Annotated in this window: 13 protein-coding genes and 1 pseudogene; 1 reads left to right on the top strand and 13 read right to left on the bottom strand. The window is 49.8% G+C overall.

Going from position 1 to position 17073, the window contains the following annotated elements; genetic code table 11:
- Positions 1–63: 63 nt before the first annotated feature.
- The 11 genes and pseudogenes from JCM10914_RS14020 to JCM10914_RS13970 form a co-directional block, all read right to left on the bottom strand.
- Positions 64–1548 (bottom strand): annotated as a pseudogene (locus tag JCM10914_RS14020) (chitobiase/beta-hexosaminidase C-terminal domain-containing protein); the annotation flags it as partial.
- A 369-nt stretch (positions 1549–1917) separates the two neighbouring features.
- Positions 1918–3309 carry an ABC transporter substrate-binding protein gene (locus JCM10914_RS14015; RefSeq protein WP_023961937.1) on the bottom strand — a complete coding sequence of 464 codons (1392 nt, stop codon included), beginning with the start codon at positions 3307–3309 and terminating at the stop codon, positions 1918–1920.
- 132 nt (positions 3310–3441) lie between these two features.
- On the bottom strand, positions 3442–4431 hold the full coding sequence (locus JCM10914_RS14010) for a carbohydrate ABC transporter permease (RefSeq protein ID WP_023961935.1): 990 nt from the start codon (positions 4429–4431) through the stop codon (positions 3442–3444).
- 7 nt (positions 4432–4438) lie between these two features.
- Complete coding sequence (locus JCM10914_RS14005; RefSeq protein ID WP_023961933.1) at positions 4439–5317, bottom strand: carbohydrate ABC transporter permease; 879 nt, start codon at positions 5315–5317, stop codon at positions 4439–4441.
- Positions 5314–7617, bottom strand: coding sequence for a DUF5696 domain-containing protein (locus JCM10914_RS14000; protein WP_023961931.1), 2304 nt, complete (start codon positions 7615–7617; stop codon positions 5314–5316). The genes JCM10914_RS14005 and JCM10914_RS14000 overlap by 4 nt, the downstream gene beginning before the upstream one ends.
- A gap of 53 nt (positions 7618–7670) precedes the next feature.
- Positions 7671–8285 carry a YIP1 family protein gene (locus JCM10914_RS13995; protein ID WP_023961929.1) on the bottom strand — a complete coding sequence of 205 codons (615 nt, stop codon included), beginning with the start codon at positions 8283–8285 and terminating at the stop codon, positions 7671–7673.
- Complete coding sequence (locus tag JCM10914_RS13990) at positions 8282–9607, bottom strand: hypothetical protein (protein ID WP_023961927.1); 1326 nt, start codon at positions 9605–9607, stop codon at positions 8282–8284. Before JCM10914_RS13990 ends, JCM10914_RS13995 begins: the two co-directional genes overlap by 4 nt.
- Positions 9604–9786 (bottom strand): hypothetical protein, encoded by a 183-nt coding sequence (locus JCM10914_RS13985; protein ID WP_023961925.1) that lies wholly within the window; start codon positions 9784–9786, stop codon positions 9604–9606. The genes JCM10914_RS13990 and JCM10914_RS13985 overlap by 4 nt, the downstream gene beginning before the upstream one ends.
- A 10-nt stretch (positions 9787–9796) precedes the next feature.
- On the bottom strand, positions 9797–10651 hold the full coding sequence (locus tag JCM10914_RS13980; RefSeq protein WP_023961923.1) for a carbohydrate ABC transporter permease: 855 nt from the start codon (positions 10649–10651) through the stop codon (positions 9797–9799).
- A gap of 7 nt (positions 10652–10658) precedes the next feature.
- Positions 10659–11627 (bottom strand): carbohydrate ABC transporter permease, encoded by a 969-nt coding sequence (locus tag JCM10914_RS13975; protein WP_023961920.1) that lies wholly within the window; start codon positions 11625–11627, stop codon positions 10659–10661.
- Complete coding sequence (locus JCM10914_RS13970; RefSeq protein WP_052019787.1) at positions 11624–14626, bottom strand: extracellular solute-binding protein; 3003 nt, start codon at positions 14624–14626, stop codon at positions 11624–11626. Before JCM10914_RS13970 ends, JCM10914_RS13975 begins: the two co-directional genes overlap by 4 nt.
- A gap of 187 nt (positions 14627–14813) precedes the next feature.
- On the opposite strand from JCM10914_RS13970, the gene JCM10914_RS13965 reads away from it, so the two are divergent.
- Complete coding sequence (locus JCM10914_RS13965; RefSeq protein WP_023961916.1) at positions 14814–15389, top strand: GNAT family N-acetyltransferase; 576 nt, start codon at positions 14814–14816, stop codon at positions 15387–15389.
- A gap of 56 nt (positions 15390–15445) precedes the next feature.
- On the opposite strand, the gene JCM10914_RS13960 is transcribed toward JCM10914_RS13965, so the two are convergent.
- Positions 15446–16087: a bifunctional 4-hydroxy-2-oxoglutarate aldolase/2-dehydro-3-deoxy-phosphogluconate aldolase gene (locus JCM10914_RS13960; RefSeq protein ID WP_023961914.1), complete on the bottom strand. Its 642-nt coding sequence runs from the start codon at positions 16085–16087 to the stop codon at positions 15446–15448.
- 10 nt (positions 16088–16097) lie between these two features.
- Complete coding sequence (locus JCM10914_RS13955) at positions 16098–17057, bottom strand: sugar kinase (RefSeq protein ID WP_023961912.1); 960 nt, start codon at positions 17055–17057, stop codon at positions 16098–16100.
- Positions 17058–17073: the final 16 nt, after the last annotated feature.

Raw genomic sequence — 17073 nt, 5'->3', positions numbered from 1 at the left:
GTCCCGGATGATAGAAGGAATCACAAACTCATAGGCTGCCGATTTCAGCACAGAATCCAAAGCTCCCTCTTTAAAGGCGATGGCTTTGACCACAACCGTTTCATTGGTTCCTTCTAATGGAATCGGCCCGCTGTAGAGTGGCGAATTCCCATCCGGGATACTGCCATCTAGCGTATAGCGGATCTGGGCCTCCTCGGTAGATGTAGTGATGATGACCGACTGAACACCGAATACGCGTCCTCCAACAGGCGCGATGACAGGCGTCTTCACTCTTTCCTGAGTCTGATCTCCATCCGGCCATGCTGACCACTGATACGTGGCAAGCGACTTCGCGGGAAGTGTGGCAGAGAACTCCTTATCCTTGTACAACAGTCTGAAATCTTGCGCCATACTGCTGTTATTGACAACGATCATCACAATCGTACCGTCCGGATTCTGAAAGGCGATGTTGGATAGCTCTGGTCTGACCTCTTCTTCACCGTTCATCTGGGAGATATGCGTATCATAGTTATCATCATAATAATTGCTGTCAAGCCGTAGCGCACCCCGTTCCAAATACTTGGAGAAATGCCCCATCATGTAGGCTTCAAAATTGATGGCATATTGATCCGGATCCTTCGAATCGATCGTAACCAGCGTGCGTCCGGCACCGGTACTGGATACATTAGGCTGTCCTTGATTATCGAGCAGAGTTACCCAAGCATTATAACTCCTGGCGTAATTTCGGAAATACTGGATGATCCGGTCCGCTCCCTTGGTTCCCCATACGGATCGTTCTGTCATATAGATCGGTTTGTCGGGATGCGCTTCATGCGCGTCGGACATACTGCTCAGATGTCCCCAGTAATCGTGAAAAGCCGTGCCATCCGACAGCGCATAGGCTTCCGGATCATCATATATTCGTTTGTTCTGCTGTTCCCAATCGTAAATATTGAATTCATTGACCCATACTTCGGTATCAATGATCTCGCCATGCTCTGTGCTGCTAAATTCTTGCTTCAACTGTTTTAGAAGCTCGATCTGCTGGCTTAGGGAGAATTCCGTCATAGGGTAATCCACGTGGATACCAGGTTCATTATGAAGGCTGATCGCATAAATCGGAATCCCCTGTTCAGCGTAAGCCTCGATCGTTTTCCGGTAATACAGGGCCAGTGCAGGCAGATACTCGCTCTTCATCTTCCCGCTCTTGGCTGGGCCGCCATCCAGTCTCCCGCTGTCCTTCATCCAGGCTGGTACGCTCCAAGCCGAGGCAATAATCTTCATCTCCGGATTATAGGAAAGTGCCTGCTTGATGATAGGGATAATATGATAATCCAGGTCTTTCTGAATAGAGAAATGCGTCATCTCCGGATCGCTTCCACCTGGAGGATTATCGTTATAGCTATACCACTCTCTTCCTGTAAAGTCCGATGTTCCAAGCGTAATTCTCATCAAGTTCCAGCCCAACCCTTCCTTAGGATCAAACAGGACTTTCATTACGCTTTCCCGGTGATTCTCACTCATCCTCATCAGATTGTACACCGTAGATTCCTCCAGGGAGGACCCCATGCCGAAATAGGGCTGATAGGTTACCGCATCATCCAGCAGAAAGGTTCTCATATCCGGGCTTGTGCTGCCCGCCTGCCCAAATACGACATCCTCCTGTGGATCCAGCGTAAATAATCCATCTGCTGAAGATAACCATACCTTCACATCTGTTTCCTCCTTTGCCTCTCCATCTGCCGCATACATCATCATATAAGCAGTGACACCTGCAACGATAATAATGACAATACCGGCTATCAGCCAAATTCTCTGTTTAACCAACCCCCACACTCCTTCTGGATGTTCTAATAAAACCCATTGCTGTCCCCCGAATCAGACGGTGGACAGCAATGGGCGCACTTTTTTAAGTTGTTGCATCGCGAATATGATGACTTACTTTCGCGCGTCGAGCAGCTTTTGCCGATCGGCTGCAACCGCGGCCATAATATCATCCTCTATCTTTTGCAGAGCAGCTTTGGAGTCCAGATTCTTCTCCATAACCTCGGCAATGCCTGGTCCCCACACTTCACTCGCTTTATCATCCAGCGGTGTCTCCACAGAGGCTGGTACTTTGTCGAGCAAGGCAGCATATAACTGATTCGTATTCTGATCGCCAAAGTAAGGATCTTTCACATTCTTGAACTCCGGGAACTCCCAAGCCGGTTTCCAGCCTGGCATAATTCCTTTTTTCGTCCATACGAGTTGCCCCTCAGCTGAAGCAAGGTTGAATTTGATGAATTCCCAAGCCAGTTCTTTGTTCTTGCTCTGGGACAGGATGGACAGCACGGATCCGCCTTGGCCTCCATACGCACCGAACGGTAGACCGGTAGCACGCCACTTGCCGGCTTGATCCTCGCCAGCCCAGGATTCGATAATGTTATCACCCCATGAACCCATGTACACAAAGGCTAATTTTCCGTTCTTAATCGCCTGCTGGCCTTCTTCAGACCAGATCGATTGACCTAAGTAAAGCTCTTCCTGCGCAATTTGCTTGGAAATATCGAGCCCTTTTACAAATCCGTCGGCGTTACGGCGATAATTCAAATCACTGTCAAAGAAGGAGATGCCGCTATTCATCAAACCTACAGGCTGATCACGCCATTCCAGCAGGTAGACTCCTTTTTGCTTCAGCGTTCTCGCCATATTCATGAAATTGTCAGAATTCATAATGTACTGCATTAACTCTGCAGGATCTGTCGGGAAGCCATTCTCTTCTAAAATATCAGCCCGGTAATAAGTGACAGCAGGCGGCATATCCCACGGCATACCGATCAACCGCTTACCGTCGATCGACATCCAGCGCTTCCAGTTCGCTTCCGTAAACTCGCCTTGGAACTGCCCAGCGTCATAAGGGGCTGCCAGTAAATCCTCCAACCCTTCAATTGAGGTAAAACGTTTAAAGTAACCGCCTTCAAGGAACAGCACATCCGGTCCGCCGGTTCCGGCCGCAATGGCAGTTAACGCCTTGTCATGCATTTCATCCTTTTCCATGTTAACCACATTGACCTTGACCTTCGGATACTTGGCCTGGAATGCTTCAACAGCTTCAGGGAACATTTCAGGATCGAATGACCACAGCTCGAGCTCACCGCTTAGATCTTTAACGGGTTCTTCGGGAACGGTTGCTTCCTCCTGCTGTGCATCATCTTGCTTCGGCGTCTCAACATTGGCTTCATTCCCAGGCTTCGGGTCGGCTGTTGTAGCGCCGCCTCCGCCGCTGCACGCGGCCAGCAGTACAGAAAGAGAAAACATCAGAACAAACAGAAGTAACGTTGTTTTTCTCATCAAAGATCTTCCTCCAATTTTTATGATAACCGCCCTGTATTACATATTTCCATTCTTGCTCACATTCTCATGAACCGTGTTTCGTTGACCCTCACATCGGGGGCCGACCACCTCCTTTAGAGCAATGTTCACTTACTCACCGGCAATTCCCGCTCTCTCGACGCTCTCCACGAAATAACGCTGCGTGAACAAATACAGCACAAGCATCGGAAGCACGGTCAGCATGGCCGCAGCCATAATTTTGTTCATGATCGTTGGTGCCGCGCCGATGGTCTGCGCAGCCGTCAGACCGGAAGTCGCTGCGTCCATCTGAGCGGAACCGACACCGTTAAATATGCCGAGCGTCTGCGACAGGTTGTAGAAATTAGGAATCCGCAGGTAAAGATTCGGTTCAAATAGATCATTCCAGTGCCATACCACAGAGAATAGAAACACGACCAGCATGGCCGGCCGCGCGAGCGGCAGCATAATCGTCCAATAGGTTCGGAATGCGCTCGCCCCATCGATTCTCGCAGCCTCTTCAAGCACCGATGGCAGTCGATGAAAGAATTGAATGAAGATTAGAACGAATAGCGCACCCTTCAAACCATGGCCGGTAGCACTCGGAACGATAAAGGGCCAGAACGTGTTGATCCACCCCAAATCCGAGAACAGTCGAAACAGCGGAACGACGATGGTTTGAGGAGGTACAAGGAACGTAAACAATACGAGCGACATACACAGCATGTATCCCGGAAAGCGGTATCGACCCAGTGCATATCCAGCCAATGCGCAGCTGAATACCTGAAGAGCCGCACTGCCAAACGAGATGATAAAGCTGTAGAGAAAGGCGTCCCAGTATGTACGGTTCTGTGCGCCGCCCAACGCGAGAAAGGCGTCCGAGTAATTGATGAACGAGAGCTGTTGCGGGATCCACTGCACGGTGGAATCTGAAATGTCGGACGGCAGCATCATCGATTGCGACAGAATGAACAGGAGCGGATACACGAATACAAAAGATAATGAGAGCAATACGACGTACAAGGCCAACCGATTAAAAATAAGCAGCGCTTTTTTCTTCAACGTTATCGGCCATTCCTTCTTTTCCAGTTGCGATACGGTACGGATTACAATTTTGTTCATGGGTTAATCATCTCCTTCCGTCCGTATTGGCCAAATTCTTGCGGAAGATCAGAAATACGAGCGCTATGATCAGAAAAATCAAGATAAAGTAAACCCATCCGATGGCAGCTCCATAACCATAATCATTCTGGCTGAATACGACGGTCCGAATGTAGCCCATCATCTCGTTACTAGGCGAAGTGAAGGAGTTAACAATCGTGAACAGCGTATTGACTAGAATCATCGGTGCCATCATCGGGAACGTAATTTTCCAGAAACTCTCCCACTTGGTTGCCCCGTCCATATTCGCCGCCTCATACAAAGAAGACGAAATGGTCTGCAGTCCTGCCAAGAAGATCAGAATCTGAACCCCCGAATCCCACATAACCAGAGTTAACTGATCCGCGAGAATGAGCAGCGGCTCCAATATATCGCCTGGAATGACATCGGATAGCGCCAGAAACAGGCTCGATGAAGTAAATAACGGCATCCGCTGGGCGCCAAGCTCCAGCATTTCTGCCAGCACGGCGCCGGATGCGATGATAACCGGGAGGAAGAATACCCCGCGAAAGAAAGTTCGCCCGAACATCGGACGGTTGAGCAGCAGCGCGGCAAACATAGCAAAGATCAGAATCAACGGCACATGAATCAACAGGCTAAGGAATGAATCCTTGAGTAGAGGCAGAAAATTGACATCCGTTGAGAACGCCCGGCGAAAGTTAAGCATGCCGATCCAGTCTGCTACGAGTCCGCTGCTCGAAACCTTCATTTCATTGAAGGAATAAAACAACGACCTGGCCAGCGGGATGGCCATGAACATGGCAAATCCGATCAGCCACAGGGAGAGAAAGGAATAAGCCTCCAGTACATTGCGTATGCGGATCGTCATTCTCATCTGTTTCTTCACTGGTCATCCCCTCCCTTCACCACGAGGTAATCTCTGGCCGCAATCGTATGATTTCCAGCTAATGCCGATGTATCACCGTAGTTAACAATCACGTAGCTTCCATCTTCGTAGGTAGTCCGGTACACTTGTGCAGCAAGCTGTTCGTGATTGGTCATCTTCATTCCGCCTACATGAGCCTTCAAATCCGTAAACACCTCATACTCGCGAGCCGCTTCACTCAGCCAAGTCTCATATTGTCCGCTGAATACCCGTTCCATCATCGTTCTCGCCAGATGGGTTGTTGGTGCATAGGTCAGTTCATAACTTGGCAAAGCCCCGTACTCCAGCGCTCTTAGAAATTCGGTCTCCGGGTCATCCCGCAGATTGGATGGACTGACGGTATAAGGAACAAGACCATGAATGGCAATCTGATAAAAAGGTATTGCTGTATCCTCATAGGTGAACTGGCTCGAGTTCACCGGGATGTTATCGATCCGGTCTACATGGCCGAGCGTGTAAGCAAAGCCGTAATCAACAGCCGTTCTGCCTACCGTCTCTCTGAACTTCTGCAGTGAATCCTTCCAGATCCCTGCTGTTACGCTGCGATCCGTCAAATTCTTCGGATCATGATCGGAATACAGCGTGTCGCCCATATATTGCAGATGAACGCCACTGACGCCGAGTTCGGCGAATTGATGAAGTTCCTTGACGACATGTTTATTGAGCACTCGATCCGGCTTCAACAGATAGAACACTTCATCCCAATCCGAGAAGCGAGTACTGATATAATAATTCGGAATCTTCCGGACTTCCCGGTCGATGCCTCGGATCGAATCCCTGGAGGCTTTAAAAGAGTCACTTTGTTCGTAAGGGCGGACATAGTTTGTCTTCAAATATAAGTCAATCCCTTGAGCCTTGGCGTAATCGGCTAGACGGGCCAATTCCTTCTTGCCGCCCAGCTTCTTCGTGACTGGGAAATGTGCAGGCTGATTCCCATAAACCCCATCCTTCGACCAGCCGTCTATCGTCAACTCAAGCTCGGTCATGCCAAGGGCTATGAAATCGTCAATAATGCGCTGTGCCTGCTGAAACGTGGTCATATCGATATACGTCGTGCCAATGATCTCATCACGCAGCACGCCGCCGAGCAGCCTTACTTGCAATGAAGCCTTTGTATGAACCGTCGGAGCCACTCCGATGTCTTTCTCCAGATAATCGCGATAGGCATGGGCCATTCCGACGTAACCTGCCTGCTCATCCGTCAACAACACATAGCGTACCGACCGGTCTCCCTGCACCCGGTTACCTTGAAACAGTGGAATCTCACCGGAATTGCCAATGAAGATGATGTCGTCATGACGATACATAAATTCTGCGGAAGCACGGTACATGTCGATGTTTCTCGTACCCGGCAAGGTCGCATTGATCTTGGCATCATAATCGCCTTCGGTTATGATCGCCAGGAAACCTTGATTCTCACGGTAGATTCCGTAAACCGGGAGAGCGGCATATTGCTTCACGTTCGGCTTACGGACAAATATTTCGGAAATCAGGTCATTAATCTCTTTCTTAAAGGCGGGGTCACCGCCATATACAAATTCGGAGTAGTTCTCAAAGTACTGAGGATGAACCTCTTTGAATTGAATTAATGCTCCTGAACCATCCGGAATAAATACCGCCCCTTTCTCTTGCTTGTTCTCGGCGCCAAAGAAAGGGAGGACTTCGATGCTTGTAATTTTCGAGCGGCCTTGTTCATATATGGATGCATCTGGCACGGTAGCTTCAAAGCCTTGCTCCGTCAGGCGGTATTCCACCTGGAAGCCGAACAGCAGCGATGCGTTATCAAAATCAAACGCAAAGCGTACCCCACCTTCGATCTTCTCCATCTCAACCACGGCCATGTCTTTTTTCGGGTAGGTCTGTGAAGGACTCACGCCCTGGGTATACCGCACATGTACTGGCGCCTGGATAAAATCTCGGTTGTTAGACGGCATGGCTGGATCAACAGGCGGGGCACTGAACCATTCCCGACCGGAGGAGATCTCTTCTATACGCACATTCCCGATCTCCTCATTCACATACATTCGATAACTGCCATTCTCTGCGACAAGCGTCTTCGCTTCATTGGCATCGGGGGCCTCGGCCACAGGCAGCACGAAATCCTCGACGACTTCCACCGTCTCCTCCGCGGCTTCCGCAGTCTCTTCCACCGCCTGCGGCGCTGTGTTATCTTTGTCCTGACTGAGGTATATCGCTCCAGCAAGGATGATCAGAAGGACCACAACGGCGAAGACCGCTTTCCATTTTCTATGTCTGCTCAAGCTAAGCTTCCTCCTCAAGCATCTCAACAAGGGAGATGCATGTTGTAGCGTGACTATAAACGGAATTGGATTTCTTTCACGACTCCGATTACAAACTCAATCGCCTGGTTTACCAAGCCGAATATAAGAAAACCGACAAACCAAATGACGAGCATTCCCACGATCGTCAGCACAATAATCCACAGCATCTTGCCCAGTTCAAAATCGTGAAGCGTTTTGACCTTGACCAGAAACAAAAACATCACCCATGCATTAATGAAATAAATTAAACCCCAATAGGTGTAATATTCTCCTTGCGTCAATATCTGCGACAGCAGTGCAAGCGGTAGTGACAACACGATATAAGGAACCAGCGCATAGGCCGATGAGACCACAATGTCTTTGAATTTACCTTCGCCATCCATAATAGCGCTGACCGCCCAGTTCGATACACACCAGGTGATCCACGGCACGATAATCCAAAATGATTCAAAGACAAAAGAAATCTGATAGGCCTCCCTGCCTTCAAACGAGTAGCCGGTCCATGACAGCTTCAACAGATGCACGCACACCATCAACAGCAAGAGAATAACGGCGTGGCTCCATTTGGCCCTCCCTTGCAGCTGTATATCATGGAAGAAATCCAGAGGATGACGCAGCACCTTGCGCGAATTGCTGAGCAAGTTCATTCCATTGATCCTCCCTTATGCGTGACATGCTCTGAAACGCTGGAACGCTTTGCAACGCTTGATCGGTTCCATAATCTCCGAATGAACGGTCCTCCGAACTTAAACACGACAAACAAACCGATAATGCCGAAGAATACATATTGAAAATTCTCTCGCAGCCACTCTTTGCGGTATTCCTTCAACGCTTGCGAATAGTTGTACTGAACCCGCGACAGCTTGTGGTATTCCATCGCTTCCTTCCAACGTTCTTCCTTCTCAAGCGCTTTGCCGATCCCGCTGTAGGCCAGATCGTAGTTGCTGTTCAGCTCAAGCACTCTCCCCCACGGTTCCTTCGCTTCTTGATATCTTCCATCCACGAATAGTGCAGACGCTTCATGCACGAGGTCCCCGAACGGTGTCGTGCGAAAGCGGTCGATCCGGTTACGGGTCTTATCCACGATGTAAATGCTCCCGTCCGACGTTTGGTCAATAGCTACCGGCGTTTTGAACAACCCGTTCTGATCGCCGATACCGCCAAAAACAAAGAGCAGGCTTCGTACTTTGTCATATTGGAACGCCTTGCCCGTCGAGAGATCCAAGCCCGTCACCACCCCTTTATCATCAACGGAGATATCCACGAATGATGCAGCGTCAAAGGATCCTACGGAGAAGGTGTCGCCGAATTTTTTACGATTATGCTCTTGCGTCCAATCCGGATTATACGTATCTACCCCGACGGCGCTTAGACGTTTGATTTGGTTGTATTCAACACCAAGTGTGGTCGTCCAGATAAAGCCTTCCGTATCCTGATGCAGGTTCGAGAATTCCTGTGGTCTTACACTCGCCAGCTGCGCCTTTTGTTCATCTGTTGCAAACAAGCGGATGAAGAAGCGCGACCAACTAAATTCCACCATGTTCGCTCCAAAGTATCCTTTGAAATTACCAGAAGGATCAATCTGGAGCAGTCCAGAGCTGGTTCCGTCATTGGCGACAATCATATAATCGCGCTTATCAACAACCAGCTTCGCCGGAGAGAACAAGAAGTTGCTGCCGAGCAGCGGGCTGCTGAGTGACGCAATCTCTTGAACAAATGTACCGTCATGATCGAAGATCGCAATCCTCCGATTCTGTGTATCAGCCACATATACCGTCCCGTCATCTTTGACAAATACACCCTTGGGTCCGTTTAATTGTCCTGGGCCTTCCTCATCGCCAATCACTCGGATCAACTGGTGATCCTTATCGAGCAGGACGACCCGGTTACTACCGCTGTCCACGATGTAAATCGAATCATTGTCGTTGATGAAGATATCCTCTGGCGCCTTAAAGGGCCCGGAGCTCAAATCATATCCGTCAATGGAATCCTTATATAGATATCCGTTAATGGAAGGAGCATCAGATCTGGAATTCCAGATATAGCCTGCATAAGGCTATCTGCAGCCACCGTCCCCTGTACCGTTAAGAAGAGGAAGGAACATACCAGCCAAGAAGCGACATGCTTGCGCCATTTCACTCGAATCATATCGCTCCCCCTATTCCTTCAGACCCGAATGGGCCATCGTCTGCAGCACCATCCGCTGAGTTATGATGAAGACCAGAATGGTTGGGATAATCATCAAGAAACTTGCTGCAGCAAAGGTTCCTACCCTTGCTACAACGCCTGCCCCGCCGCTGATCGTCTGAATCGCAATGGGCAGTGACTTCATGTCCTCCTGCGTCGCGTAGACCATCGCCGGATAAGGATCATTCCATGCTGAGATGAAGCTGAAGAGTGCAAACGTCGCGATGGCGGGTTTGAGCATCGGCAATATGATCGTGCGGAATATTCTCCACTCTCCGGCTCCATCGATTCGTGCCGCCTCAAGTAGCGGCTCCGGAATTTGCTTCGCAAACTGAACCATCAAGAACATGCCAACAGGTGAAGCCAGTGATGGAATGATCTGCGCAATGTAGGTGTTCATGAGACCGATCTTACTAATCACCAGATATTGCGGGATCTGCAATACCATTGGCGAGAACATCAGCGAGAATACGATCAGATTGAAGATCGTGCTGCGAAACGGCATATTATGTTTCGCTAATGGATAAGCCGCCATTGCGGAGATTAACACGCCTCCCCCTACGACGCATAACGTTACAATCAGGCTGTTGAAGATGTAGCGGGTGAACGGAACGAAGGACGTTCCCGTCACCAGGAGCAGCTGATAGAAGTTGTTCCACGTCGGATTAATGAAGAAGAAGCGAGGCGGGAACAGGAACAGCTCCGCTGTCGGTTTAAACGCCGTTGATGCCATATATACCAACGGGGCGAGCATCAAGAGACCAAAGGCGGTCAGCAACAGGTAAAATATGAGCCTGCCAAAGTCGAATTTCATTCCTTTTACCATGGTGTGATTACTCCCTCCCCAGCCATCTGAAAATAAGTCGGTTCAGTCCGAGCATGATCACGAACAGCACGACTGCGATAGCCGATGCATAACCCATCTCGAATTTGATAAATGCATAGTCAAACAAATGCGTCAGTATGGTATGGCCCGCATAGAGCGGACTCGGTATCCCGACGAGTTGAACGCTGACATCGAATACCTGAAGGGAGAACACCACCTGCAGCACCGCGCCGAATAACAGTTGCGGCTTCACGGACGGCAGTGTAATGTACCACAGCTCATGCAGACGATACTTGATGCCATCAATCGCACCCGCTTCATACAGCTCCTTCGGTACATTCTGCAGACCTGCCAGAAATGCGAGGAATCCAATCCCCATGCTCATCCAGAGGGATACGATGATGATGACGGGTACGATGGAGTTGACATTTTGCAAGAACAGATAAGGCTCGTGAATCAGGCCGAGCTTCAGCGCCCAGTAGTTAATCAATCCCTTGCGATCCCCTGCGAACAAATACAGCCATACAACCGACATTGCGGTCGCGCTTGTTATCGAGGGAGTATAGAAGCAGAGCGTATAGAAGAATCGGTATTTGATCGGGATTTGGCTGATCAGCCATGCTAAGAAGAACGCCAATATATATCCTATAGGTCCGGTAATAATGGCAAATTGAAATGTAATCCCGATCGCCTTAAGAAAAATGTCGTCATCCACAAACAATAGACGGTAGTTGGACAACCCGATAAAACGCGGGCTCTCAATCATGTTGTAATAGGTCATGCTCAGGCCGATCGATGTAAAGATCGGTACGATGGTAAAGAAAGTGAACAAGAGCAGAAACGGCGCCAGGAACAAATAAGATATTTTGTGCCGTTTCATATCGATCCACAATCTCTTCAGTTTGCCGGGCGGGGGAGCGGGTCGAAGCTCTGGTTCTTGGCTCGGCCGTTCGGTATTTGTCATGACACTGCTCATTTGACCGCCCCTCCTTCCCCTTTCAAGTCTTGGCCGCTGTAGGACTCGTCACCGAATTCCTCGCGCTTCTTCCGCAGCTCCTTGTTGATCTCTCTCACGCCGTTCTCTACAGCTTCACGCGGAATGACGCCGTTGAGCACGATCTCATTCCAGATATTCGCGATATGTCTCGTGGTGTAATACCCGCCCAGCACGACTTCGCGTTCACGGAACCATTCCCATTGCTCCAATACCGCATTAATATCCTCCGTCTGCCACGGTAAGCGGGTTAACGCTTCAACGTTAGCGGTGTTCCAACGTGCTTCAACACCTAACAACGATTCCAGCTCGGAGCCGAACCGCTCCTGGGCATCCGCATCGGTCCACCATTTCATAAACTCCCAGGCAGCATCCTTATTCTCCGTACTGTTGAACATAACGGCCGTCTGACCGAGTCCGCCCGTGGAGCGATTGATCTGTCCATCCGCCTGTTTAATGCCCGGAATCGGCTTCATTTTCCACCAACCCGTAAGTTCAGGTGCAGCCGTCGAGAGCATGACATAAGTCGTATAATCCGCTACTCCGATCGGCATCTCGCCTGTACGGAAACGGTTGTAGAAGTCGGCTTGTTTCTCAATCTTGTAGTTCGTGTACAAACCGGTCCACATCTTCACCGCCTCAAGCGCTTCAAAGGAATCCAGATTGGAGAACTTGCCGTCCTCCTTGTACAAATCGCCATTGCGCTGGAACAGGAATGGCGCAAATTCGTTCACCGCATTATTCGGTGCATTCGCCGCATGCGGGTAGAAGAAATCCATACCGTTTTGCTGGAGCAGCGGTATCAGATCCATCACTTCTTCCCATGTTTCAGGGATGTCGGCTTCGGTCACACCGAGCTCCTCCATAATGTCGGTTCGGTAGAACAGCATCGAGAAGTTCTGCGTCTCCGGCAGTGCATAGTTCCCTCCGTCATACCGATAAGGAATGAGCGCACCTGGCCGGAACCTGGAGGATACATGATCGTAATCGCTGAAATCGGACAGATTGACCAAGCCGCCGCGCACCGCAAAATCGATCGGCACTTCGCCCTCGACCCCAAGCGCTACGTCCGGCGCCAAACCCGAGGTTTGCGCAAGCAGCAAGAGCTGCATGCCCCCAGCTGGAATGACGTTCACATTCACTTTAATACCGGTTTCCGGCGTAAAATCCTCGTCTACCATCTGCTTGATGATCTGCACCCAGTCACGTCCCCTTGCAACCCATACATCGATCACTTCCTCATCGTCGTATACATCCCCGATGCCCGTGTAGTCCCTGGTAAAGGAATAGAGGAAATCGCTTACCGTTGTGCCCACTCGAGTCAAGACGGGAGCCTCTGCCTTAGGCCATGCCTGGTCAGGTGACTTGATGACAAAGTAATCAATAATCATGCTCTGGGTGCTAAGTCCGTTGACCCAAAGTCCAAGCGATGATTGCGTGTCCGTCATCGAAGCAATCCGCCCGGGAATCGTCTCGGTATCCTCAGCCATGGATAACAATTGATCACGCGCTTCACCCAGTGTACTGATCTCGGATGATCCCTTGGGAACCCCAAGATCATAGAGCATGTTCATCGCATCATCGATCGATCTCGCCATCAGATGAAGCCGCGGTACGAGATTCGGTATGTAGTTGTCCAGCTTCCAATCCCGGTTCGAATCTGGATTGGTTCCCGTAACCTGAATGATTTCGCGCGACAACAGCGACATCTTGTTCGTTGTATCTAGCACATTCTCGAACACTTCACCAAGTGAACCTACCTGGACCTCCATCCGAAGGGTGTGCTTGCCTTGCTCCAGATAGAAGAGATATTCCTCATTCCGGTCCGACAAGCCGCGCAGTTGCCATCCTTGTTTGAATGGGAAGACAGCGTGGTTCATTTCCTGGAAAGGGATCTTACCGTCAATCATGACCATTCGTTCAATCGGAATGCCATTCAGGAACCAGCTGCCAAAGCGCGCACCGATGTTATAAAGCCCGCTCTCCGGTACTTCGAACTCCCACTCTGCCCATTGGCCGCCTTTCTTCCAGGCATCCCCACCGAAACTGTTCAATGTAATCGCTTTCGAATTGAAAGGTTCGGTGGCCGGTTCCCTATCCTCTACCCGCCGTAGTGTCGGATCAGAACGGAGTGTGGATTCTTCCGCCTGGATCTTGATCAGATGACCGCTCGTCTCCTTGTACCCTTGTGCCTCATATTCTTGCTGCAGTTGTGCATAGTTCGGAATCTGAATCGGTGACAGCACTTCCAGCTCACCAATGGCCGCTGGTTCCCTCATCGCGTTGATGCGTATGGTGTGACTGCCTGCGGTCAAATAGTAGCGGAATGGCTCGGATACCTTGCCTTCGGCATCACGAAATTCGCGATACTGCCAGGAACTCACCTCTTCCCTGCGAGGGTTAAACTCATTTCCCAGCCTGTCCTTGGTGGTCGGACCCGACTCTATCCACATCCGTTGGAACTCGATCTTCTTCGCTTGATAGAACGGAAATTCACCATCAATCTGAATATTTCGCACGATGGCCGACCGTTTACCCGGCATGGCGTAATAACTCATCGCCAACTGGTAGAAACCATCCTCAGGCACTTGGACCTTGTATTCCACCCAGCTGTCTTCTTCCTCCAGCACGAGGAAAGAACCGCTTCGTTCACCAAGGTTAGTCACCGTGGAAGTCCCTTCCGGGCTGATCGCAGCATAATCCAAGGAAGCGACCGACAGCTTGAAACCGCTGGTATCCTGAGCTCCATCCTGTTTATGCGCCTCCAAATATTTGAGATAGGACGGCTCGCGCTTGCTCTTAATATCTTGATCTGCCAGAATCGACTGTTCATCCACATCCGCGTATGTCGGTATATCGGCCATGGCCAGATCGTCAAATCCGCGCGTGCTGTTCCAATACAGGACCGACAACGCAAGCACCGCGATGACGATCAGACTAACCATATACTTACGTATCACCTTCGCAACCCTAAGAAGCACGCATCTGTTCCCCCTGTCTCTTGGCTAAGATTAACCAAATTTTATCAGGGGCATTGCCTTCGTTATATCGCACTTTATTAGGGTTATAGTCTTTTATTAAGCAATTGAGTCGGCATGAGATTGAATTCGGTGTTTTCTTGAAGAGAGGTTGATGTATCATTAAAAATAAAAGAGGTGGTTCGGAGTCATGTTAATCGTGAACGGAAGGGTTGCCATACGAAACATGAAAGCCAGTGAAGAGGATTTCTCTCTTCTATATAAATGGTTAAATGATGAAAGAGTGCTTCGTTATATTGAGGGACCGAGCGCAACATTTACATACGATCAGATCACTAGGAAATATGGACCTCGAGCGAGGGGCGAGCATTACGTTACGCCGTGCATGATTGAGTGCGACCAAATAACGGTCGGTTATCTCCAATTCTACCCGTTACAAGCAGACGACATCGTAGCGTACGGGGCTAGACCCAACCTGCCGCAATTCGGAATGGATATCTTCATCGGAGAACCCGAGTATTGGAACCAAGGGGTTGGAACGACTGCCGTACGCTCCATCATTCATTATCTATTCACAAAGAAGAGTGCAGCGGATATTTACATCGAGCCGCAAACAGCGAATACCAGAGCGATTCATAGCTACGAAAAATGCGGGTTTACCAAAGTAAAGGTGCTGCCCGAACATGAATGGTTCGATGGCGTGTATGTGGATAATCAACTCATGCGCATATCACGCGAAACCATGATTGGGCATCGTCTAAGTTAATACAAAAATAACGAGCAAGCCTGCTTCAGGCTTGCTCGTTATCGATCCGTTCATGATTACGCTCTGGCTTGCGCTACTTTCGTTGTAAACGCTTTGGCAAGTGCAGCTAATTCATCCCACTTGCCTTGCTCGATCAAGTCTTTCTTCATTAAAGACCCGCCGACGCCGGCTGCAACGGCTCCAGCCTGAATGTAGTCGGCAATATTGTCGATATCAATACCGCCCGTAGGCATCATTTTGATATGACCCAGAGGCCCCCGCACGTCTTTGATAAACTTCGGACCTAATACCGAAGCGGGGAACAGCTTGACGACATCCGCTCCCCATTCTTGCGCTTGCAGCATTTCCGTAGGCGTGAACACGCCTGGAATGACAATCTTGCCATAGCGCTTAGCGACCTTGATCGTGTCTTGGCTCAAGGTTGGAGCGAACAGAAACTCGGCGCCTGCCTGAATGGCCGCAACCGCAGCTTCCGCATCCAGTACCGTTCCGGCACCAATGACTGCCTTATCCCCGTACTTCTTCTTCGCTTCCTGGATCACTTGCAGCACATTCGGGGAATCCATGGTCATTTCGATCCCGGTCACCCCACCTTCAACCAAGGCACCGATGACATGCATCACCTTATCTTCATCAATACGTCGAACAACAGCGATAATACCTGACTCCAGGAGTCGCTTCAATTGATCTTGTCCCATCTTCTCACTCCTATCTTAGAATATCACGATGACGATGACTGAAACTTTCGATAGACGCACGGTCAGGCAGACCCTCAACGTCTCCCTTAACCGTTACGACCATCGCACCGACAATCGAACCGAGCTCGACCGCTTCTTTAAGTGATTTATTCTCAAGCAGTCCGGTCAGCAGACCCGCAGCAAACCCGTCTCCCGCTCCCACTGGATCTGTAACACGTTCAACCTTCTGGCTGGGAACAAATCCGTGACCTTCATCTTTAGCATGATAATAAGTGCCCACGCTTCCATTCTTAATCGCGATCTTGGATATCCCCGCATTCAAGAAATAAGCAGCAATCTCATCATAGTTGTCCGTTCCGAGCAGATACTCGGCCTCATCGAGGCCAGGCATCAGAATATCGGCTTGCTTCGCGATATCCAGCAATATTTCCTTGGCGTCAGGTACTTTCTCCATGAGCTTGAAGCGAAGATTGGGGTCAAAGGAGAATAGAATTCCGTTCTCCTTGGCGATCCGAATCGCTTCGTGCACGATCTCCAGGCAGTTCGAACTCAAGAAAGGTGTGATGCCGGTCAAATGAAGGATTTTCGCTTGCTTGACGTAATGCCAATCAATCTCTTCAAGGGTCATTCTACTGGCCGCAGATCCGCTGCGGTAATAATAGACCTGGGTTGAGCCCTCCCGGATCTTCTCTTTGATAAATAGTCCCGTTGCAGCATGTGAGTCGTAGATGACACGTGAGGTATCTACCCCTTCTCCACGAATGGAAGATACGAGGTATTTGCCCAGTTCCTCATCCCCCACCTTGCTTATCCAGCCGGCAGTTCTCCCTAATCTTGCTGCACCAATAGCTACATTTGATTCTGCTCCCCCGTGACGCTTGTTAAACTGAGTTGTATATCTTAGAGGGCCATCGGCAGCTGCCTCAAATACAACCATCGTTTCACCGATTGTGACAAGTTCAGGATACACAATATAGACCTCCACT

The organism is Paenibacillus sp. JCM 10914, assembly GCF_001315105.1.
GTDB lineage: Bacteria > Bacillota > Bacilli > Paenibacillales > Paenibacillaceae > Paenibacillus_AQ.
Note: the sequence above shows the minus strand (reverse complement) of the source record. Positions and strands in the feature narration are given on the sequence as shown.